Source organism: Paenarthrobacter sp. A20 (assembly GCF_024168825.1).
GTDB lineage: Bacteria > Actinomycetota > Actinomycetes > Actinomycetales > Micrococcaceae > Arthrobacter.
On sequence record NZ_JALJWH010000001.1, the window covers coordinates 1,434,307 to 1,456,374 of the forward strand.

Sequence of the window (22,068 nt, forward strand, 5' to 3'; positions counted from 1 at the left end):
GGTGGGAATCTTGTTATGGATCTATGCCTTTTCCAGCCGGATGATCACCGACTTTGAGGTGGGCGTTCCGCTGGTATCCGCTACGGAATCGAGGGGCACAAGGACGTTGGTTTCGGGGTAGTACGCGGCCGCGCAACCCTTCGGCGTCGAATAGGACACGATGCGGAAGTTCTCGGCCCGTCTGTCGGTTCCCTCGAACTCGGAGATCAGGTGGACCATGTCCCCGTCGGCAAAGCCGAGCCCGCTGATGTCCTCCGCGTTCACGAGGACTACGCGCCGGCCGCCATGGATGCCACGGTAGCGGTCGTCCTTGCCATAGATGGTGGTGTTGTACTGGTCGTGGGAGCGCAGGGTTTGGAGGACCAGCCGGCCAGGCGGGATCTTGATGAACTCCAGGGCGTTGCCTGTGAAGTGCGCTTTCCCGGAGGCGGTGTCGAACTTCCTGGCATCGCGTGGCGGGTGTGGCAGCACGAAGCCGCCCGGATGTTGGATCCGCGCTTCGAAGTCCTCAAATCCGTCGAACACGGCTTCGATGTGTTTGCGGATCAGGGTGTAATCGTCCCGCATGGCCAGCCACGACGCCTGCGGTGTGTTGGGCAGGCGGGCATTCCCATCAGTAAAGAGCCTGTGGGCCAGATTGCAGACGATCGCCACTTCTGAGTGGAGGTGGTCGCTGGCGGGCTTGAGCCGTCCCCGTGAGGCATGGACGGCGCTCATGGAGTCCTCCACGGTGACGCGTTGATCGCCGGTGCGCTGGGTATCTTTCTCGGTGCGGCCGAGTGTGGGCAGGATCAGCGCCCGGCGTCCGGTGGACAGGTGCGAGTGGTTCAGTTTGGTGGAGATCTGGACACTCAGCCGGGTGTTGGCCAGCGCCAGTTCAGTTACGTCCGAATCCGGGGCTGCCCTGACGAAGTTGCCACCCATGCCCATGAAGAAGCGGACTTTCCCGTCCTGCATGGCGCGGATGGCTGCCACGGTGTCATAGCCGTGCTCCCGGGGAGAGCGGAACTCGAATTCCTGGTCCAGCCGGTCGTGGAACGTCGAAGGCATTTTCTCGAAGATGCCCATGGTGCGGTCGCCTTGGACATTCGAGTGGCCGCGCACGGGGCATACGCCGGCTCCGGGCTTGCCGATGTTGCCCTGGAGCAGCAGGACGTTGACCACATCGCGCAGGGTAGGGACAGAATGCTTGTGCTGTGTCAGTCCCATGGCCCAGCACACGATGGTGGCATTGGATGCGAGCAGCCGCTCACCCGTCGAATGGATCTGATCCAAGGTCAGGCCGGTTGCCTCCACGATGTCATCCCACTCCACCTTCTCCAGGAACCGCAGGTAGTCGTCGATACCCACGGTGTGGTTGTCGATGAATTCATGGTCCAGCACAGTGCCCAGGCCCGGGGTGTTCCGTCCCGCAGCTTCGGCCTCCAGCAGGTACTTGCCGAGGCCCTGGAACAGGGCTTGGTCCCCGCCGGCCCGGATCTGCAGGAAGTCGTCCGTCAGCTGGGTCCCTTGAATCATGCCGGCCACATGCTGTGGGTTTTCGAAGTGCAGGAGCCCGGCTTCGGGAAGGGGGTTGACGGACACGATGATCGCGCCGTTCTTCTTCGCCTTTTCCAAGGCACTGAGCATGCGCGGGTGGTTGGTGCCGGGGTTCTGGCCGGCCACGAAGATCAGCGACGCCGTTTCCAGGTCCGTCAGGCTGACAGAGCCCTTGCCGATGCCAATGGTTTCCACCAGCGCGGAGCCGGAGGATTCGTGGCACATGTTGGAGCAGTCCGGGAGGTTGTTGGTGCCCAGGCCGCGCACCAAAAGCTGGTACACGAACGCGGCCTCATTGGAGGTCCGGCCGGAGGTGTAGAAGACCGCTTCGTCAGGGTGTTCCATGCCCCGCAGCTCCTCGGCCATGAGGTCATAAGCGTCGTCCCAGTCGATGGGTTTGTAGTGCGTCGCACCTTCGTCCAGGTACATCGGGTGCGTGAGCCTGCCCTGTTGACCCAGCCAGAAGTCATCGCGGGTCTTGAGCTCGGCAATGGAATGCTTGGCGAAGAACTCCGGCGTGACACGGCGACGGGTGGCTTCCTCGGCCACTGCCTTGGCCCCGTTCTCGCAGAATTCCGCTGCATTGCGCTTTTCATGTTCGGGCCAGGCGCAGCCCATGCAGTCGAACCCGTCCAGCTGGTTCACTGCCAGCAGGGTCTGGACACTGCGAAGCGGTCCCATCTGTTCCAGCGAAATTTTCAACGCGTTGGCAACGGCCGGGATGCCGACAGCCTTGGTCTTGGGCTTGCTGACGGTCAGCTTTGACTCGTCGATGTTCTCGCGCGGAGCTTTGGAATGCATGGGAGACCCTTCAGATCCGGGAAGTGGAAGCGGCCAGCAACCCGCTGCGGGACTGCTGCCGGGCGGCTTCGACCGTGTGCAGCAACAAAAGCGCGGTGGTCACTGAGCCTACGCCCCCCGGAACCGGACTCAGGCCGGCCGCGACGCCGGTGACGCTGGCTTCGTCAACGTCCCCCACCAGGGAACCATCGCGCAGGACATTCGTGCCGACGTCGATCACTACTGTCTCCGGCGAGAGGTGGCTGCCCTTCAGCAGCCCCGTCCGGCCGGCAGCAACAACCACGACGTCGGCTGGCTGGGTATAGCGCTCCAGCGGTCCCGATTTTGAGTGGCAGATGGTGACGGTCGCGTCCCGTTCGAGCAGGAGCAGGGACAGCGGCTTGCCCACCACGGCGGAACGCCCGACGACGGCCACGTTCCGTCCTGCGACGGGGATGTGGAAGTGGTCCAGCAGTTCCACGACGGCGCGTGCAGTGGCGGGTGCGAAGGCGGGCTGACCGACAGCCAAGCGGCCGAGGCTGAGGGGATTGGCGCCGTCGATGTCCTTTTCCGGAGTTATGAGCCCCACCAAGCCGTCAGCCCTGACGCCGTTGGGCAGTGGCGTCTGGAGAATAATGCCATGTACGGATGGTTCAGCGCTGAGGTCCTCCAGGACACCAGCCAGCGCTTGTTCGCTGGCATCGTGGCCGAGGTCGACGATCCTGCATCCGACGCCGGCGCGTCCGGCGGCGCGTTCGATGGACCGCACGTACCAGTGCGTTGATTCGTCGTCCGTGGCGACGACAACAGCCAACGCCGGGCGAAGTCCATCGTTTTCGAGAATGCGCGCGCCGTCCTGTGCCTGTTGCTGGATGAGGCCAGCGAGCACCCTGCCGGAGAGTATTTCGGTGTTCACGCAAGGATCCTTTCGCGGACACGCTTCGCCAGGGAATCGGCCGCCAGGACTACCTTGTCCTCGATGCCGTTGGTCTGCCCGGCCAGGACGGAGCGGGCATCGAAGTCCTTGATGGCGACGACGTTGATATCGATGTTGACGCGGGCGGTTGTGGCGGCTGCGCGGGCTGCATCGGCGGCAGCTGCGACGTCGCTGATGACGTTGGGGTTGGCCACGTCAAAGAGTTCGGTGGCGAGGTCCACCACCTCACCGGCAACCTTGATGAGCTGGGCCGGAGTATGGGCAGCCTGGACCAAGGCGTCTTGGATGGCTGTTGTCTTAACTGCCTTGAGCTCGTCGGTTTCCGAGGGGAGCTTGTAGGAATCGATGACGGACTGGAAAGCGTGTTCGTCGGCGTCCGCAAGGCGCAACGCCTCGACGATCAGGTGGTCGGCGGCGCTGGTGATCCGGCTGACAAGTGCGGCATGTTCCTCATATTTTGCACCGGTGGTGTACCTGGCGACCATGGCGACCAAGGCAGCGCCCTGGGCGGCATGCAAGGCTGCGGCTGCGCCTCCGCCGGGAGTGGGCTGACGTGAGGCAAGCCTGGAGAGGTAGTCGTTGATGGTTTCTGAGCTGATCATTGATTAGCCCCGGAGCCGGCTCATGGTGGGGTCGTACAGCGGGTCCTGGGTCACGGTCGCCTGGATGCGGCGGCCGAAGTACTCGATTTCCACGGAGTCGCCGATTGATACTGCAGCGGGTAGGTACGCGTAAGCAATCGGTTTGCGGACCGAGTAGCCGTAAGCGGCACTCGTGACGTAACCCACCGCCTGGTCCTTGTAGAACACCGGTTCCTTGCCCAGCACCAGGCTCCTGCCGTCGTCGACCGTCAAGCAGCGCAGGCGGCGCTTGGAGCTTTCCTCGCTGCGCCCCTCCAAAGCGGCCTTGCCGACGAAGTTCTCCTTGGTCATCTTCACCGCGAAACCAAGGCCCGCTTCGTAAGGATCATGCTCAGTGGTCATGTCCGTGCCCCAGGAACGGTAGCCCTTTTCGAGCCTCAGCGCGCTGAAGGCTGCGCGGCCTGCGGCGATGACGCCGAACGGTTGTCCGGCCTTCCACAGGGCGTCCCAGAGGCGCTGCCCGTTGTCCGCGCTGGTGTAGAGCTCCCATCCGAGTTCACCCACGTAGGACAGGCGCATTGCGGTGACGGTAACGCCGCCGATGGTGACCTTCTTGGCACGGAAGTACTTCAGGCCGTCGTTGGTGAAGTCATCGCTGCTGACCGTGCTGATGAGGTCACGGGCGAGGGGACCCCACAGGCCAATGCAGCAGGTGCCACCGGTGGTGTCGCGGACCTGGACCCAGTCGCCGGCGCTGCCGTTCTCGGTTTGGTGCCGGGCTGCCCGCTCGAAGTAGGCGGTGTCGATGTTGCCGTTGGCGCCGAGCTGGAACGTGTCTTCGCTCAGGCGGGCCACCGTGATGTCGCTTCGGACGCCGCCGGCTTCGTCCAGGAGGAGGGTGTAGGTGACTGCACCCGGCTTCTTGGCCAGGTCTCCAGTGGTCAGTTCCTGGAGCAACTTCAGGGCGCCGGGACCGGATACTTCAAGGCGCTTGAGCGGCGTCATGTCGTACATGGCGACCGCGGTACGGGTCTTCCACGCTTCGGCGGCGGCGATGGGGGAGCTGAACATTCCGGACCAAGCATCGCGGGCCGGCGGCTGCCAGTCGTCCGGCATCTCCTTGAGCAGCTCAGCGTTGGCTTCGAACCAGTAAGGGCGTTCCCACCCGGCGCCTTCCAGGAAGTATCCACCCAGTTGCTTGTGGCGGGCATGGAAAGGGCTGACGCGAAGGTTGCGGGGGGAAAGCTTGGGCTGGAGGGGGTGCATGACGTCGTAGATTTCCACGAAGTTCTGCTGGGAAGTTTCGCTGACGTATTCGGGGGTCAGCTGGACCTCCTCGAAGCGGTGGATATCGCAGTCGCCGAGGTCGATCTGCGACTTGCCGGTGGTGAGCAGCTCCGCCACGGCTCGGGCGATGCCGGCGGAGTGGGTGACCCACACGGCTTCAGCAACGAAGAATCCGTCCACTTCCTTGGACTCGCCCACCAGCGAGCCGCCGTCCGGGGTGAAGGAGAAGATGCCGTTGAAGCCATCCTCAATTTCGCTTTCCCGCAGTGCCGGCAGGATCTGCTTGGTTGCCTCCCACGCGGGGAGGAAGTCTTCCAGGGTGAAGTCCAGGCGGGAGGGCATGTTGTGTTCGCTGATGCTGCTGGGCTCGTAGCTTCCCAGCTCATCGAGGTCCACGGGCATGGGGCGGTGCGCGTACGAGCCGATGCCGTAACGGTCGCCGTGCTCGCGGTAGTAGAGGTCCTGGTCCTGGTGGCGCAGGATGGGCAGCTGGGCGCCGTTGGGCAGCTCGTTCTTGCCCTTCTGGGCGGGAACCGGGGTGGTCTTGACGTACTGGTGTGCCAGTGGGAGGAGCGGAACGGACATCCCGATCAACTCGCCCACCTTGGCGCCCCAGAATCCGGCGCAGGAAACCACGATATCTGCGGGGATGACGCCATCGGCGGTTTCGACGCCGGTCACGCGGCGGTTTGACTGCTCAATTCCGGTGACCTCGGTGTTGCCGATGTACTTCACGCCGGCAGCTTCGGTGCGCTTGATCAGCAACTGCACGGCGCGGGCGGCAAGCGCCAGGCCATCGGTGGGGACGTGAAGGCCACCCAGGATGTCTTCCTCATTGATCAGGGGGTAGAGCTCCTTGCATTCCTCGCGGGTGAGGATCTTGCCGTCGATGCCCCACGATTGTGCGTAGCCGAGCTTGCGCTTCAGGTCAGCCAGGCGCGTCTCATTCGTGGCAACTTCAAGGCCGCCCACTTGGTTGAAGCAGCTCTGGCCGTCCTCGGTGAGGGATAGGAGCTTTTCCACCGTGTACTTGGCGAAGAGCGCCATGGACTTGGAGGGGTTGGTCTGGAACACCAGGCCCGGTGCGTGGGACGTGGAGCCACCGGGCATATTCAGGGGTCCTTGGTCCAGGACGGTGATGTTGTTCCAACCGCGGGTGACCAGTTCGTCGGCGAGGTTGGTGCCAACAATCCCAGCTCCGATGATGACAATGCGAGGCGTGGATGCCATGGGGGTTCTCCTGCTGAAGTTAAAGGGGTGAGTCTGCTGGTGTTCTAGTGCGGTGTCTAGCGGAAAACCACTGTGCTGGTCTGGTCCAGCAGCACGCGGTGTTCGCAGTGCCACCTGACAGCGCGGGACAATGCCAGGGCTTCGGCGTCCTGGCCCACGGTTGAGAGGGTGGTGGGGCCGTAGCTGTGATCGACGCGGATGACTTCCTGCTCGATGATCGGTCCCTCGTCCAGGTCCGCAGTGACGTAGTGGGCAGTGGCACCCACCAGTTTCACGCCGCGGTCATAGGCCTGGTGGTAAGGGCGGGCGCCCTTGAATCCCGGCAGGAACGAGTGGTGGATGTTGATGGCACGTCCTTCGAGGGCGCGGCACAAATCGTCCGAAAGCACCTGCATGTAGCGTGCCAGCACAACGAGGTCCACGTTGTACTCCTCCACCAGGTCCAAAAGCTTCTGCTCGGCCTCTGCCTTGGTATCCGGGGTGACGGGTAGGTAGACGAAAGGCAAGCCTGCGGCTTCAGCCATGGCCCGGTGGGTTTCGTGGTTGGAAGCAACCACTACGAGGTCGCCGCCAAGGCTGCCACCCCGCCAGCGGAAGATGAGATCGTTCAGGCAGTGCCCGAACTTGGACACCATTACCAGGACGCGTTTCTTGGTTTGGTCGTGGAAGCTGAACTTCATCTCGAAACGGTCGGCAATCGCGCTGAATTCCTCTTCAAGCCGCTCCGGTGAGTAGGACAGCGGGCCCGAGAAAGCGGTCCGCAGGTGCAGCGTCTGGCGGAGGCCGTCGTCGAACTGCTGGTGTTCTTCGATGTTGAAGCCGCGGTCAAACAGGAAGGTGGTTACTGCCTGAACGATTCCGGCGCGTTCGACGCACGACAATGTGAGTACGAACTTCTGTGCTTGCTCTTCTTTGAGCAATTCGGGCTTCGGCAGGGTGCTTACCGGTGAGTCTGTCGCCATGAGGGTCATGTCGCCTCCTTTAGATATATTCTTGGGTCCTGAACTGATATATTAGGATTGGGATTCAGCGTATACTGGTGACTCAGGCAGGTCAATAGCTTTTTTTGGTTGTGAAGAAGGGGATGGCGCTGTGGCTTTTGGAACTTTGGCATTAGCCGGCGAGGACACGAAGAAGTCCTTGGCCGACATCGCCTATGAACGCCTCCGGGATCGACTCCTGATGTTGGATATCAAACCCGGCGACCTCCTTAACGACGATCAGCTCGCCAAGGACCTGGAGATCGGCCGGACGCCGGTGCGTGAAGCACTGAAACGCCTGGAGCTGGATCGCCTGGTCATTACGTATTCGAGGCGGGGGACGTTTGCCACCCGCGTTGAAGTAACCGACCTCGCCTTTATCTCCGAAATTCGGGCACAGCTGGAACCCCTTGCCGCTGCCAGGGCGGCGCGGGTTGCTTCCGCTGCCACCAAGGAGCACCTGCGCGAAGTGATGCGCGCAGTGGAGGACTTTGACGTTGACGCCGCCTCGGTGGTTGAAACCCTACGGCTTGACGCCAGCGTTCACCGTGGAATCTATGCAGCGGCGGCGAACCCGCACCTCGAAGACATCCTGATTCGCTACGACAATCTGGCAACCCGGATCTGGTGCATGGTTTTGGATCGCTTGCCCGATCTTGAGCACCACGTGCGTGAACACCTGGACTTGCTCAGGGCGGTCATTGACGGTGATGAGGATCAGGCTGCCGAGTTGGCCCGTGTCCACGTCAGCGGCTTCGAGCAGGCCGTGCGCCAGGCGCTTTTCGCGGCTTAGTTCCAGCGCTAAAACCCCTGTTGACTCCGCGCTTCCGTGATTGCATACTGAAGATTCCATCTAATATATCACCCGGATATCAGTAGCTCTTCCAGCCTGCGTCCGGGCGCTTGTGATGCAATCACAGCCTTCAGCCCTTGGAGTATCACGTGCCTACAAGACCCCTCCTTTTTGAAAACATACCGTTGACGGGCAGCAGCCGCGTTAAGCGGGGCATGGCGGAGATGCTCAAGGGCGGCGTCATCATGGACGTCGTTAACGTCGAGCAGGCCCGCATCGCCGAAGACGCCGGTGCCGTCGCTGTCATGGCGCTCGAGCGTGTCCCGGCCGATATCCGCGCCCAGGGTGGCGTGTCCCGCATGTCGGATCCGGACATGATCGATGCGATCATCGCCGCCGTGTCCATCCCGGTCATGGCCAAGGCCCGCATCGGCCACTTCGTCGAAGCCCAGGTCCTGCAGTCCCTCGGTGTTGACTACATCGACGAGTCCGAGGTCCTGACCCCGGCGGATTACATCAACCACATCGACAAGTGGAACTTCACTGTCCCGTTCGTGTGTGGTGCCACCAACCTTGGTGAGGCTTTGCGCCGCATCAACGAGGGTGCGGCGATGATCCGGTCCAAGGGTGAAGCCGGTACCGGTGATGTTTCCAACGCGACCGGGCACATGCGCAAGATCCGTTCGGAGATCGCCAAGCTCGCAGCACTTCCCGAGGACGAGCTCTACGTTGCGGCCAAGGAGTTGCAGGCCCCGTACGAGCTGGTCAAGGAAGTTGCCGCGACCGGCAAGCTTCCCGTGGTGTTGTTTACCGCCGGCGGCATCGCCACTCCGGCTGATGCTGCGATGATGATGCAGCTCGGCGCTGACGGTGTGTTCGTTGGCTCGGGGATCTTCAAGTCCGGCAACCCGGCAGAGCGCGCCGCCGCAGTCGTCAACGCCACCGCCTACTATGACGATCCTGACGTCATCGCCAAGGTCTCCCGCGGCCTCGGCGAAGCCATGGTGGGCATCAACGTCGACGACATCCCGCAGCCCCACCGCCTCGCAGAACGCGGCTGGTAGGTTCCGTTGCCCCCGGCGTGCCCTGATCCTCTGCGTGCTATTCCCCGCTCTCGCTGCCGCCATTTTGCTGGCGGGCCGGGGCGGGGACCCTTTTACGCACGCTGCCGGATCAGCGCTCACCGCTCCGTTGTGGGAGTGTTTGTTTGTTAGTGAGGGACTCTCCACCAGGAAGTTGTTCGATAAGTCGACGGGCTACCAGGTCTGGGCCTGAGCGGCTGTTACTCCGGACTTTTAGCGGTCATCCTCTGGGCGGGCCGTGAGGATCCGATGAGCGCTCTCCTGCAGGATGGCGAGCGACTCCTGGATGAGGGGCGAGGCGATGCTGCCCCTGCGAACCGCAGCGACGATGCGGCGTGAGGGCCTGCCTTTGCCGCTGATACGAAGCCGAACCACGTTTTCGGTGCTATGCAAGGGTGCCAACCGCGGCAGCAGACCCACGCCCAGCCCCGCTCCGACGAAGGCGATCTGGGTTTCCCACTCAACGGCCTCATGGGCAATCCGCGGCGTCACCCCGACGGCCGTGAACGCCGCTGTGAAAAGGGCGTGGTAGGTGGAGCCGGCGGCTTCGGTGATCCATGGTTCAGACGCGAGCTCTTCCAGCGTCACCGTTTCCCGCGAGGCCAAGGGATGGTCAGCCGGAATGATCACGTCCAGGGGATCGTCGAGCAGGACCGTCTGTTCGAAGCGAGGATCGTCTTCCACGTAGGTGTCGGACTGCATGGCGACGATGACCGCAAGATCAATTCGTTCTGCCACCAGCAGGTCGAAGCAGCGGGCCGGGTTGGCCTCGAGTACCTGCACCTCCACTAGTGGGCGCGTGGTGCGGAGGGTGGCGGCCAGCGGGGCGAGCAGCTGCGCGGCCGCCGTCGAGAATCCGCCGAGGCCAAAACGGGACTGCACCTGATCGCCCGCCTCCATGGCTGCCGCGCGCAGGCTTTCCCACTCGGCAATGAGGGTGTCCGAGCCCTCCACGAGAAAACGGCCCGTGGCGGTCAGCCGAACGCCCCGGCCGTCCTTGGTCAGCAACTGCATTCCCAGCATGCGCTGGAGCTCCCGCAGCTGTGCGGAAACAGCGGACGGGGAGTAGCCGGTGAGCTCCGCGGTTGCGCCAATGGTGCCGCACCGGGCAAACACCCGAAGTGTGATGAGCCTCGCATCGATCATGCACCTATTGTGCACGGTTATCTTCTGAATCTTGCGCTTTTGTTGCGGTTCAATCGTCCCTAATCTCATGACTATAAGGTTTTCGACCACGCCGCCCGCCCCCAACGCAGCGGTGCTCCCCACGAAACACACTCTGACCCACGCCTCCCGGGAGGAAAACATATGTCTGCTCCAGTCTTGCCCCTCAACTCACGCGGAAAACTCGCCTCATCTTTGCCTGCAGAGCAGCTGGCGGAGATCAGCGCGTTGTTCGAGTTCCGGCGCAAGGGATTTTCCCTCGATGCGCCCTTCTACACCGATGCCACGATCTTCAAGATCGACATGGAAGCCATTTTTGGCCAGCACTGGATCTTTGCCGGCAGCGTCGCCGAGCTGCCGGAGCCAGGCGACTACATCACGGTGGACTACGGGCCCTACTCCCTGATCGTGCTGCGCAATGACGACGGCGGCGTGAACGTCCTGCATAACGTCTGCCGTCACCGTGGCGCCCGCGTCCTGACCGAGGCTGCCGGGTCCACAGGAAACCTGGTGTGCGGCTACCACTCGTGGACGTACTCTCCGGAAGGCAACCTGATCCACGCCTCGGCGCCAGGGGAGACGAAGTTCGACAAAGGCTGCTTCGGCCTCAAGCGCGCCCACAGCCGTGTGGTGGCCGGACTCATCTTCGTCTGCATTGCCGACGAGCCACCAGCCGACTTCGACGAAACCTCAAAGATCTTTGAGCCGTACCTCGCGCCCCACGATCTGTCGAAGACGAAAGTCGCCTACCAGCAGAACATCATTGAGGAGGGCAACTGGAAGCTCGTCATGGAGAACAACCGTGAGTGCTACCACTGCGACGGACACCCGGAGCTCGCCTGTTCCCTCTTCCCCACCTGGGGCCTGACGGAGGGCCTGATCCCCGCCCACCTCGAAGAAGTGTGGGACCGCAACAAGGAGGCACAGTCCTCGCTCGAGGAGCGTTGCCGCCGCTATGGCCTTCCCTACGAAGTGGTGGAGGAGCTGGACACCCGCATCGCCGGAATCCGTATTTCACGCGAATCCCTCGACGGCGAGGGCGAATCGTTCTCGGCCGATGGGCGCAGGCTCTCCAAGAAGCTGCTCGGTGACTTGCCGGACTTCCGCCTTGGCCGCTGCTCCATGCACCTGCAGCCCAACAGCTGGTTCCACTTCCAAAGCGACCACGTCATCACGTTCGGCGTCTTCCCCGTCAACGAGCACCAGTCCTTGGTCCGCACCACCTGGCTGGTAGCGGATGACGCCGTGGAAGGCGTGGACTACGACCTGGAGAAGCTCACCTACACCTGGAAGCAGACCAACCTGCAGGACAAGGCATTCGTGGAGCTGTGCCAGACCGGTGCCGGCAGCCCTGCCTACGAGCCCGGCCCGTACATGAAGAGCGAGTACCAGGTGGAGGCCTTCATCAACTGGTACGTACAGCGCGTCCAGGAGCACTTGGCATGACCGAACTCCTCACTGAGACGCTGGTCCAGGAGCCACATCGCATTCGCGGCCTTGAAATGCCGTGGAACAGGGTGATGGGAAGCAGCGAGGGACCCGCCAGCGCAGCCCGTGCGTTGGGCCCCTGGCATCCGCAGGAGTTTACGGCCGAATGCGTGGAGATTGTTGCCGAAGTGGGCGGCATGATGACCTTCGTGTTCCGTCGCTCCGATGGTGCACCCCTGGCGTTCCGAGCCGGCCAGTACGTGAACGTGGCCTTCCCTGTGAACGGGGAAGACCAGGACCCGGCGGACCGCAGCTACTCGCTGTCCAGCGCCCCCACCAGGCCGTGGACCTTCGACATCACTGTTAAACGCGATCCGACGGGCCTGGTTTCACCGTGGGTGCACCAGAACATCAAACCCGGCACCGTTTTGGAGATGCTGGGGCCCGTGGGGGCCTTCCACCTGCCCGACGTCGACCGGCGGGCACGGTACCTCCTGCTGGCTGCCGGGGCCGGCATCACCCCCATCATGTCCATGGTTCGGACCATCCATTCCCTCCCTGGACAGGCCGATGTGGTGGTGCTTTATCACGGGGCGGCGGACGAGGGCTTTGCCTTCAACAAGGAACTCGCCTACATCGCCTCCGTGGACTCGCGCATCAAGGTCTTCTACTCCCTGGGCAACCGAGCCAAACCCGCGGACTGGGAAGGGCTGAGTGGAAGGCTCACGGCGGCCATGCTGGATGAGGTGGCTCCGGATGCCAACGGACGGCAGGTCTATGCGTGTGGTCCCGAGGGCTACCTGAACACCGCCACTGAGCTCCTGGGGAAGGTGGGCGTGGACGACACCTCCATCCACATGGAGTTCTTCACCGGAGACCGCCAGACCATCCTTGAATACCAGGCGGAGCTTGCGCATGCGGCGGACATCGCGGAGGAGATCGCCGAGGAAATAGCGGAATCCGCCGAGGATTACTACGAAAGCCAGCCCGCTGCGTTTGGGCTCTACGAGCCAGGCTACGACGCCGAGGGAACCTTGCAGGCGACCGGCCTGGAGCTGGAATCCGCGGAGCCGGACCTGACCGGTCCCGAAGCTTTCGACGGCGGTGCGGATGCGGGAGCGGAGGTCTCAACTCCCGATGCTTCGAGCTTTGAGACAGTGGGAACGGGGAGCCTCACCCTGTCCTTCATGCGCACCGGCATCAATGTGCGCGTGGACCCGTCCGAGCACATCCTGGGCCCGGCCCAGCGTGCCGGCGTCAGGATCGGCGCCAACTGCAAAGAGGGCATGTGTGGCTCCTGCAAGATCGTCAAGCTTTCCGGTGACGTCGAGATGAACCACCAGGGCGGCATCCGGGCACGCGAAATCGACGCTGGAAAGTTCCTGCCCTGCTGCTCAACGGCGCTCACTGACATGGTGATCGACGCTTAGCTCAGGGCTCAGGGCTCAGTACGCCGCAGCTCTGCCCGTTCCACGAGCTCCGTGATCCACGGCCGTTGGGCACGGTGGAGCGTCAAACCTTCCGGAAGCCCCTCAACCCGGGAGGAAGAACCGACCACGTCGATGGTGATGCGCCCGCTTCCCATGGGGGCGTTGCTGATGTGCAGGTCACCGTAGGACTCGGGCAATACGGGATCCAGCCAGACGCCGCCCAAGGAAATGTGGGCGTCGTAGCGCATGAGTCCGGTGATGAGCTGGATGGGAGTAGCGGCAGCCCAGGCCTGTGGGGAACATGCCGTGGGGTACGGCACGGGCTCCCTGAACTGTTCGCGCGCAAACCCGCAGAACAGTTCGGGGAGCCTGCCGCCGGAGAACTCGGCTGCTTCAAGCAGGGCAGTGGCGATGCGCTGCGCTTCCTCCACGAATCCGTAGCGGAGCAAGCCTGCCGCTATCAGCGCATTGTCATGCGGCCAGACCGAGCCATTGTGGTAGCTGGCCGGGTTGTAGGCGCCCATGTCGCTGGCCAGGGTGCGGACTCCCCAACCGCTGAACATTTCCGGAGACATCAGCCGCTCCACCACACGGGGAGCCTTGTCTTCGTCCACCAAGCCAAACCACAGGCAGTGCCCCATATTTGACGCGCAGGCGTCGACAGGGCGCTTGTCCTTATCCAAGGCCACCGCGTAATAGCCCTTGTCCGGGAGCCAGAAGTCCTCGTTGAACTTCTTTTTCAGGCGATCCGCGCGTTCCCGAAGCTCGGCTGCCAAGGTGTGGTCGCCGTCGTCGTAAGCCATCCAAGCGCGCGCCATGTAGGCGCCATGTACGTAGGCCTGGACTTCGCACAGGGCCAACGGTGGCTCAGCGATGGTGCCATCGGCAAAGTTGATACCGTCCCAGGAATCTTTCCAGCCCTGGTTGATGAGGCCGTGCTCGTTGGGACGCCCGTACTCCACGAAGCCGTCGCCATCCCGGTCGCCATAGTCCCTGATCCACTCGAGCGCGCGATCCGCGTTGGGGAGGAGCTCGGAAATCACGTCCTTGGCGAAGCCCCAACGGCTGACCGAACCCAGGACAGCGACAAAAAGGGGAGTGGCGTCGACGCTGCCGTAGTAGGCGGACTTGCCGCCGAGGGCCAGGCTGCTGGAGACGTCCAGCCTCACCTCATGCAGGATCTTGCCGGGTTCTTCCTCCGTAGCGGTGTTCACCTCGCTTCCTTGGCGGTCAGCCAGGGTGCGCAGCGTGCCCAACGCCAGGGATGGATCCACGGGAAGTGCCATCTCTGACGCCCAGAGGGAGTCCCGGCCGAACAACGTCATGAACCATGGCGCTCCTGCGGCCACCACCACCCTGTCCGGGTGCGCCGGATCCTGAATGCGGAGGGCACCCAAGTCCTCGTAACTCCTGCGGAGGGTCTTTTCGATGGACCGGTTGCCTATTTGCATCACCGGGATCTTGCCCACCCATTCCTGCCTCCGCCGATCACTGGGGGACATCTCGCCCCGGCCGGGATGGGTGAAGGGAGCTGCCGACCCGTCAAGGGTGGGCATCGCGCTGATACGTGTACTCCATTGCCCATAGGGCGGAATGCTCGTCCTGAAACCCAAGGCCTTGGCTCCGGCGCCGGCGCCTTCGGCCCTGATCATCACGCCCTTCTTCAGCCCCTCCCACAGCCCGCGGATTTCCAGCGAATCACCTTCCAAACGACGCGTTTCCTTCCATTCGCGGGTGATCCGGGCTTCCTTCACTTCAAAGAGATCCGCGAAGTCCGCTTCGACCGCCAGCGTGATGCTGCACTCAGCCGGTTCTTTGGAGTAGTTCCGGATAGTGATTTCCTCAAGCATGCCGGCCCCTACTTCACGGAGCCGTTCTACGAGCAGGGGACTGTCGGCGTAGCCGCCTGAGCGCGGCACACGGCCTGCGAACAGGGCCCGGTACGGCTCTTTGGTTTCTGCCGCCAGGGGTTCGACGGTCTGGCCGTTGATGGTCAGCTCCCAGCGGGACAAGATGCGTGTGTCCAAGTGGAACAGGCCCTGCGGCAGGTCAGGCCTGATGTCTCCGTTGGCTGCAGAGATGCAGAAAGTAGAGCCTTCCACGAGGGTTACGGTGCCGGAGCCCAGTGGGCCGGCTGCGGTGTCTGCGTTCCATCCAGCCACGGCTTGCCTCCAATCATCACGCCCTGATTGCCCGCTCCGCTGGGGGACGCAGGATTCCGGGGTGTGTGGCTGTATCTGAAGCTACGCCGAACTCGGGGATGGCGCCAGAGCCCGCGCATCGGTTGCCACGGCCCGGTGTGGCGCCGGTTTCGGCGCGGGACAGCACCTCTTCGAAACCCAGAGTTAATCTGTTTTCCGGTTACTCCGCGGTACGGGGGGTCTATAGTGGGGGAACAGGACATTCGCTGATGCAGCCCGGCGGCCCGTATTTTCTTCCGACGCCGGAGGCCCCGTAATGACCGACACCCAAATAGGCAGCTTTATTCGCGACTGCGTGGTGTTTGAGGACGACACCGAGAACGGCTTGGATTTTGACACTTTCTATGGCCTGTACATCAGTTGGTGCGTTCTTGGACGAAAAATTCCCATTCCAGACTCCGCTTTCAAAACGGCCCTTGTCCGTGAGGGTCTGAGGTCCATCAAGGAAAACGGCCGCAGGATCTATGCAGGATTGAGCATGGTAGGCCCTGCAGCCAGGGACTACGTGGTAAACAGCGTTCCCGTGTGGGATGCAACGGGGGCCGATGCTCCCGCACTTTCCGAGATCGTCGAGGAAGCTGTTCCATCCATCGCCTAGCCTTATTCAACAGCGAGCGTTCAGCCCATGCCCCTAGGATTCATAAGGGGGCATGGGCTGTTCCCATTTCCGGGGGTGCCCGCTGAAAGGAATTAATGAAACCGTCCATCGTTTGGTTTCGCGACGACCTGCGGGTCGCCGACAACCCGGCCCTGCGTGCCGCCGTCGACGACGGTGAAGCCGTTGCCTTATTCGTCCTCGACGAAGAATCGCCAGGCATCCGCGCCCACGGCGGTGCCGCACGGTGGTGGCTCCACCACTCGCTGACGGCGCTCCGTGATGAGCTGGACAAGCTGGGCATACCGCTGCTGCTCCGCCGCGGAGCGGCCTCTGACGTGGTCCGGAAGACGACGACGGCGGTTGGCGCCGGCGCGCTTTACTGGAACCGCCGGTACGGCTCGGCTGAGCGGACGGTCGACGCCGGAATCAAGGCCTGGGCGGGTGACGCAGGACTGCATGTGGCGAGTTTTCAAGCGTCCCTGCTCCACGAGCCATGGAATGTGGCCACGAAAACGGGCGGGCAATACAAGGTCTTCACTCCTTTCTGGCGGACCGTGTCTGCACAGGATTTCCGCGAGCCGTTGGCTGTGCCCGCAAAGGGCCATGGGTATGCCGGCGAACTGCCGGGGTACGACGAACTGGACTCCTGGCATCTCTTGCCCACCGACCCGGACTGGTCCGGCGGATTGGCCGACATGTGGACGCCGGGGGCTGCTGCCGGGCACCAGCGCCTTGCCGGGTTCGTGGAGAAGGGGCTTTCCAATTACAGCGAGGGGCGGAACCGTCCGGACACCGATGGCAGCAGTTGCCTCTCGCCTTACCTGCGCTGGGGTGAGCTGAGCCCGTTTGAGGTGTGGCATGCCCTGGGTTCCAAAAGGTCGGACAGCGCTTCGATTTACGCTTCCGAGCTGGGCTGGCGTGAATTCTGCTGGCACCAGTACTTCCACAACCCTGGGCTCGCAACGGCTAACCTTCGCCCTGAGTTCGATCGCTTCCCCTGGGCGTGGCCCGGGGTTGCTGGAGACGGAAGCAGTGGTGGCGACGGTAAACACCCCGGCCACGAAAGTGCGCCGGAGGAGCTCCGCGCATGGCAGCAAGGCCGCACCGGCTTCCCCATGGTGGACGCCGGACAACGGCAGCTCTGGCATACGGGGTGGATGCACAACCGTGTCCGCATGGTTGCCGCGAGCTTCCTGGTGAAGAACCTTGGCATCCACTGGCAGCTCGGCGAGCAGTGGTTCTGGGACACCCTGGTGGACGCTGATCCGGCGTCGAACCCCGCCAACTGGCAGTGGGTGGCAGGGTCCGGGGCCGATGCGTCGCCGTTCTTCAGGATCTTCAACCCGGAGGCCCAGCGCATTAAGTTCGATCCCCAGGGAAAATACATTGCCCATTGGATTCCGGAGTTCGGCACACCCGGCTACCCGGAGGAGATCGTGGACCTCAAGACCACCCGGGCGGAAGCGCTGGAGGCGTACAAGGGGATGAAAGAGGTCCATTAGGCGTCCCAGGACACCCCTCTGGAAATTAGTAGGAAGTCCGAGTATATTCGGGTTCAGAGATGACCTGGATCACAGTTGGTCACGTGTTCCCCGCAGCGGTCCCAGCACCCGGCGGCATGGCAGTCATTCACGATGCAAAGGAGCATTCCACCATGGTGCGCGAGCTTTCACACTACGTAGACGGCCAAAGGATTGACGGCACGTCCGGTCGGTTCAGCGATGTCTACGATCCCTGCACCGGCGAAGTCCAGGCCCGGCTTCCGCTGGCCAGCGCGGACGAGGTCCGCAACGCCGTCGCAAATGCGGAGAAGGGCCAGCTCGAATGGGCGGCCATGAACCCGCAGCGCCGTGGACGCATCCTGCTCAAGTTCGTGGACCTGGTCAACGACAACATGGACGAGCTCGCCAAGCTCCTGTCCTCCGAGCACGGCAAGACGTTCGCCGATGCCAAGGGCGACATCCAGCGCGGCATCGAGGTAGTCGAGTTCTCCGCAGGGGCACCACACCTGCTCAAGGGAGAGTTCTCGGACAACGCGGGGCAGGGCATTGACGTCCACTCACTCCGCCAGCCCTTGGGCGTCGTCGCGGGCATCACGCCCTTCAACTTCCCGGCCATGATCCCGCTGTGGAAGTCGGGCCCCGCGCTCGCCGCCGGAAATGCGTTCATCCTCAAGCCCTCCGAACGGGACCCGTCGGTTCCCCTGCGCCTGGCCGAGCTGTACAGCGAAGCCGGGGTTCCGAACGGCGTCTTCAACGTGATCAACGGCGACAAGGAAGCCGTGGACGCGTTGCTTGAAGATCCGCGCGTCAAGGCAATCGGCTTCGTGGGCTCCACACCGATCGCCCAGTACATCTACGCCACAGCAGCCGCGCACGGCAAGCGCGCGCAGTGCTTTGGCGGCGCGAAGAACCACATGGTGATCATGCCCGACGCCGACCTGGACATGGCCGCCGACGCCCTGATTGGTGCTGGGTATGGTTCGGCGGGCGAGCGCTGCATGGCGATCTCGGTGGCCGTGCCGGTGGGCCAGGAAACCGCCGATGCCTTGGTGGCCAAGCTGACCGAGCGCGTCAAGGACCTGAGGGTGGGCCACAGCCTGGACAAGGACTCGGACTTCGGACCCGTAGTGGCTGCTTCAGCCAAGGAACGGATCGAGGGGTACATCCAATCCGGCGTGGATGAAGGCGCAACGCTGGTTACTGATGGCCGCGGCCTCACCGTGGACGGCTACGACGGCGGTTTCTGGGTTGGTCCTACGCTCTTCGACAATGTCACCAAGGACATGAAGATCTATAAGGAAGAGATCTTCGGCCCTGTCCTCAGCGTGCTGCGCGCGGCTGACTATGACGAAGCGCTCAGGCTCTGCAGCGAGCACGAGTTTGGCAACGGCGTCGCAATTTTCACCCGCGACGGCGACTCCGCCCGGGACTTCGCCAGCCGCGTGGAGGTAGGCATGGTGGGCATCAACGTGCCTATCCCCGTCCCGATCGCGTACTACACGTTCGGTGGTTGGAAGGCGTCCGGCTTCGGCGACCTCAACCAGCACGGCGCCGACGCCTTCCGCTTCTACACCAAGACCAAGACCGTGACATCACGGTGGCCCTCCGGCATCCGACAGGGCGCCAGCTTCGTGATGCCGGCAGGCAGCTAATGGGGGCATTGGAGACAGAAGACGAGGTTCTCTTTGAGCGCCGGGGCCATTTGGGCATCGTGACCCTGAACCGACCCAAGGCCGTCAACGCGCTCAACGCGGGAATGGTGAAAGCCATGCTCGGGCAGTTGGCGGACTGGGCGGACGACGACGCCGTCGCCACAGTTTTGGTGCGCGGCACCGGCGACCGCGGCCTGTGCGCGGGCGGGGACATCGTGGCCATCTATAAGGACATGCTCCACAGTGGAACAGAAACAGCGGAGTTCTGGGCCGACGAGTACCGGCTGAACGCCCTGATCTCGCACTATCCCAAACCGTATGTGGCCTTCATGGACGGCCTGGTGCTGGGCGGTGGTGTCGGCATCTCGGCGCACGGTTCCTTGCGTGTCGTCACCGAACGGACACGCACCGGAATGCCCGAAACCACCATTGGATTCGTGCCCGACGTCGGCGGCACGCTCCTGCTGTCACGCTCGCCGGGGGAGACGGGAACCCACGCTGCCCTGACGGGTGCCCATCTGGCCGGCGCCGATGCCCTGTTCCTGGGCCTCGCGGACCACTTTGTGCCGTCCGAAAGCCTGCCCGCGTTGGCGGAAGCGCTGGAAACCTCGACGGCGGAAGCCGCCGTCGAGCGCTTCGCCCAAGCCGCGCCGGACTCGGCCCTGGCGGCCCAACGCGGGTGGATCGACGCCGCGTACGCGTACGACGATGCCGAGGAGATCGTGCGGGGCCTGCGCTCGGCGGGGGCTGAAGCGGCTGCCGTTGCGGACACGATCGAGGCGAAATCGCCAACGTCGGTGAAAGTCGCTTTGGCATCCCTGCGCCGGGTCCGGGGGCTCTCGCTCGAGGAAGCGCTGGACCAGGAGTACCGGGTAGGGCTTCGTTGCCTTGCAGGTCCGGACTTCCGTGAAGGCATCCGCGCGCAGGTGGTGGACAAGGACAGGAATCCGCAATGGAAGCCGCCGACGCTCGCTGACGTCCGCACGTCCGACGTCGAGGGCTACTTCGCGCCGCTTGGAGAACGCGAGCTGGGGCTTTCAGCCAGTCCAGTCCAGTCGAATTGAAGGAGACGAGCATGACAGAGAACGCAGCCACGTCAGATATCCAAGCCCCCTCAACAGGACTCATCGCTTTCCTCGGCCTCGGCCACATGGGCGGACCCATGGCGGCGAACCTGATCAGAGCGGGGCACGAAGTCATCGGCTATGACCCAGTCCCTGCGGCTGTCGAGGCAGCGCTGGCCCACGGGATTCCCATGGCGTCCACGGCACATGAGGCCGCAGCGGAAGCGGCGGTGGTGTTGACCATGCTCCCCAGCGGCAAGCACGTGCTGGACGCCTACCGGGGCGTGGACGGTCCTGGGCTCCTTTCCGTTGCGAAGCCGAACACCCTGTTTCTGGACTGCTCAACCATCAACGTGGACGAAGCGCGCGAAGCGGCTGCCGTTGCACTGGAAGCCGGGCACCGCTCCGTGGACGCCCCGGTTTCCGGCGGCGTGGTGGGTGCCGAAGCGGGCACCCTGACGTTCATGGTGGGTGCATTGCCGGAGGATTTCGAGACCGTGAAACCGATCCTGGAACTCATGGGCAAGAGGATCGTCCACTGTGGTGACCATGGTGCAGGGCAGGCCGCCAAGGTCTGCAACAACATGATTCTGGGCGTGTCCATGATCGCTGTTGCGGAGGCTTTTGTCCTCGGCGAGAAGCTGGGCCTCACGCACCAGGCGTTGTTCGACGTCGCCTCCAACGCGTCCGGACAATGCTGGGCACTGACCACCAACTGTCCCGTTCCGGGACCTGTGCCCACCAGCCCCGCCAACCGCGATTACCAGCCGGGGTTTGCCGGTGCGTTGATGGCCAAGGACCTGCGCCTGGCACTGAACGCGTTGGAAAGCACAGGTGTTGCGGCAGAGATGGGACCGCTGGCATCGCGTATTTACGATGCTTTTGCCGCCGGCGAGGGTGCCGGCAGGGACTTCTCCGGCATCATTACGGAGATCCGCGACAAGTCCGTGTGAAAGGTTGGAACTGAACTTATGACGAGCTTGGCGGAGAGGGAGAGCATGACGGAGCAGTACAAGAACATTGTGATGGAACGGCGGGGCCGGGTGGGCCTGGTGACCCTGAACCGGCCGGAGGCATTAAATGCGCTGAACACGGCGCTCATGACTGAACTCGTGGATGCTGTCACGGCCATGGACACCGATCCGGACGTGGGCGCGGTGGTCATCACGGGCTCCGCCAAAGCGTTCGCTGCCGGGGCCGACATCAAGGAAATGTCTTCCAACAGTTACATGGACATGTACGCCGCAGACTGGTTCCGGCGGTGGGAGGACCTCACACGCCTGCGGATTCCTGTCATTGCTGCTGTCTCCGGTTTCGCCCTCGGCGGTGGCTGCGAACTGGCGATGATGGCCGATTTCATTATTGCCGGAGACAACGCCAAGTTCGGCCAGCCCGAGATCAACCTCGGTGTAATTCCGGGGATGGGCGGCTCGCAGCGGCTCACCCGCGCCGTGGGCAAGGCCAAGGCGATGGACATGATCCTGACGGGCCGGTTCATGGATGCCGACGAGGCCGAACGCTCCGGCCTGGTCTCCAGGGTTGTTCCTGCCGCTGAGGTGATCGATGAAGCAGTCAAGGCTGCCGACGTCATCGCGTCCAAGTCCAAACCGGTCGCGATGGTGGCCAAGGAGGCCGTCAACGCTGCCTTCGAGACGGGCTTGGCCCAAGGGGTTGTCTTTGAACGGCGGGTGTTCCACTCACTCTTCGCCACTGAGGACCAGAAGGAAGGCATGGCCGCGTTTAGCGAGAAGCGCCAACCGGAGTTCAAACACCGCTAATTCGCAGGCGGGGCAGCCAGGGTTTTGGGCACTGCGCGGATA

General features: G+C 63.3%; 17 protein-coding genes. 10 read left to right on the forward strand and 7 right to left on the reverse strand.

Annotated features, from left to right (window positions below):
- Positions 1–21: 21 nt before the first annotated feature.
- Genes J3D46_RS06970 through purU form a run of 5 tightly spaced genes read right to left on the reverse strand, consistent with a single transcriptional unit; the run spans position 22 to position 7,325 of the window.
- Entirely contained in the window at positions 22–2,340 is a 2,319-nt protein-coding gene (locus tag J3D46_RS06970; RefSeq protein WP_253465946.1) for an FdhF/YdeP family oxidoreductase, read from the reverse strand.
- Between the two features lie 10 nt (positions 2,341–2,350).
- Positions 2,351–3,235: a bifunctional 5,10-methylenetetrahydrofolate dehydrogenase/5,10-methenyltetrahydrofolate cyclohydrolase gene (locus J3D46_RS06975; RefSeq protein WP_253465949.1), complete on the reverse strand. Its 885-nt coding sequence runs from the start codon at positions 3,233–3,235 to the stop codon at positions 2,351–2,353.
- Positions 3,232–3,858, reverse strand: coding sequence for a cyclodeaminase/cyclohydrolase family protein (locus tag J3D46_RS06980; protein ID WP_231338873.1), 627 nt, complete (start codon positions 3,856–3,858; stop codon positions 3,232–3,234). Before J3D46_RS06980 ends, J3D46_RS06975 begins: the two co-directional genes overlap by 4 nt.
- Before the next feature lie 3 nt (positions 3,859–3,861).
- Positions 3,862–6,354 (reverse strand): FAD-dependent oxidoreductase, encoded by a 2,493-nt coding sequence (locus J3D46_RS06985; protein ID WP_253465952.1) that lies wholly within the window; start codon positions 6,352–6,354, stop codon positions 3,862–3,864.
- A 56-nt stretch (positions 6,355–6,410) separates the two neighbouring features.
- Complete coding sequence (gene purU / locus J3D46_RS06990; protein WP_231338875.1) at positions 6,411–7,325, reverse strand: formyltetrahydrofolate deformylase; 915 nt, start codon at positions 7,323–7,325, stop codon at positions 6,411–6,413.
- A gap of 121 nt (positions 7,326–7,446) precedes the next feature.
- Here purU and J3D46_RS06995 point away from each other — a divergent pair, with 121 nt between their 5' ends.
- On the forward strand, positions 7,447–8,127 hold the full coding sequence (locus J3D46_RS06995; protein WP_231338876.1) for a GntR family transcriptional regulator: 681 nt from the start codon (positions 7,447–7,449) through the stop codon (positions 8,125–8,127).
- Between the two features lie 149 nt (positions 8,128–8,276).
- Complete coding sequence (gene pdxS, locus J3D46_RS07000) at positions 8,277–9,191, forward strand: pyridoxal 5'-phosphate synthase lyase subunit PdxS (protein WP_308102696.1); 915 nt, start codon at positions 8,277–8,279, stop codon at positions 9,189–9,191.
- Positions 9,192–9,422: 231 nt separating this feature from the next.
- Here the strand turns inward: pdxS and J3D46_RS07005 are convergent, their stop codons facing one another.
- On the reverse strand, positions 9,423–10,355 hold the full coding sequence (locus tag J3D46_RS07005) for a LysR family transcriptional regulator (protein ID WP_231338877.1): 933 nt from the start codon (positions 10,353–10,355) through the stop codon (positions 9,423–9,425).
- A 162-nt stretch (positions 10,356–10,517) separates the two neighbouring features.
- On the opposite strand from J3D46_RS07005, the gene J3D46_RS07010 reads away from it, so the two are divergent.
- Entirely contained in the window at positions 10,518–11,819 is a 1,302-nt protein-coding gene (locus J3D46_RS07010; protein ID WP_231338878.1) for an SRPBCC family protein, read from the forward strand.
- Positions 11,816–13,231 carry a ferredoxin reductase gene (locus J3D46_RS07015; RefSeq protein ID WP_253465954.1) on the forward strand — a complete coding sequence of 472 codons (1,416 nt, stop codon included), beginning with the start codon at positions 11,816–11,818 and terminating at the stop codon, positions 13,229–13,231. Before J3D46_RS07010 ends, J3D46_RS07015 begins: the two co-directional genes overlap by 4 nt.
- Before the next feature lie 8 nt (positions 13,232–13,239).
- Here J3D46_RS07015 and J3D46_RS07020 read toward each other — a convergent pair whose 3' ends face one another.
- The gene (locus tag J3D46_RS07020) at positions 13,240–15,393 is read right to left on the reverse strand and encodes a glycogen debranching N-terminal domain-containing protein (protein WP_253465957.1); all 2,154 of its coding nucleotides are present in this window, start codon (positions 15,391–15,393) and stop codon (positions 13,240–13,242) included.
- 295 nt (positions 15,394–15,688) lie between these two features.
- Between J3D46_RS07020 and J3D46_RS07025 the strand changes: the two genes are divergently transcribed.
- The 6 genes from J3D46_RS07025 (at position 15,689) to J3D46_RS07050 (ending at position 22,026) form a co-directional block, all read left to right on the forward strand.
- Complete coding sequence (locus J3D46_RS07025; RefSeq protein ID WP_231338881.1) at positions 15,689–16,030, forward strand: hypothetical protein; 342 nt, start codon at positions 15,689–15,691, stop codon at positions 16,028–16,030.
- A gap of 95 nt (positions 16,031–16,125) precedes the next feature.
- Entirely contained in the window at positions 16,126–17,532 is a 1,407-nt protein-coding gene (locus J3D46_RS07030; protein WP_253465959.1) for a deoxyribodipyrimidine photo-lyase, read from the forward strand.
- Positions 17,533–17,684: 152 nt separating this feature from the next.
- Positions 17,685–19,184 carry a CoA-acylating methylmalonate-semialdehyde dehydrogenase gene (locus J3D46_RS07035; protein WP_231338916.1) on the forward strand — a complete coding sequence of 500 codons (1,500 nt, stop codon included), beginning with the start codon at positions 17,685–17,687 and terminating at the stop codon, positions 19,182–19,184.
- Positions 19,184–20,248 (forward strand): enoyl-CoA hydratase/isomerase family protein, encoded by a 1,065-nt coding sequence (locus J3D46_RS07040; RefSeq protein ID WP_253465962.1) that lies wholly within the window; start codon positions 19,184–19,186, stop codon positions 20,246–20,248. Before J3D46_RS07035 ends, J3D46_RS07040 begins: the two co-directional genes overlap by 1 nt.
- An 11-nt stretch (positions 20,249–20,259) precedes the next feature.
- Positions 20,260–21,201, forward strand: a complete 942-nt coding sequence (gene mmsB, locus J3D46_RS07045; RefSeq protein WP_231338884.1) for a 3-hydroxyisobutyrate dehydrogenase — start codon at positions 20,260–20,262, stop codon at positions 21,199–21,201.
- A gap of 45 nt (positions 21,202–21,246) precedes the next feature.
- Positions 21,247–22,026 carry an enoyl-CoA hydratase gene (locus tag J3D46_RS07050; RefSeq protein ID WP_253465965.1) on the forward strand — a complete coding sequence of 260 codons (780 nt, stop codon included), beginning with the start codon at positions 21,247–21,249 and terminating at the stop codon, positions 22,024–22,026.
- The last annotated feature ends 42 nt before the right edge of the window (positions 22,027–22,068 follow it).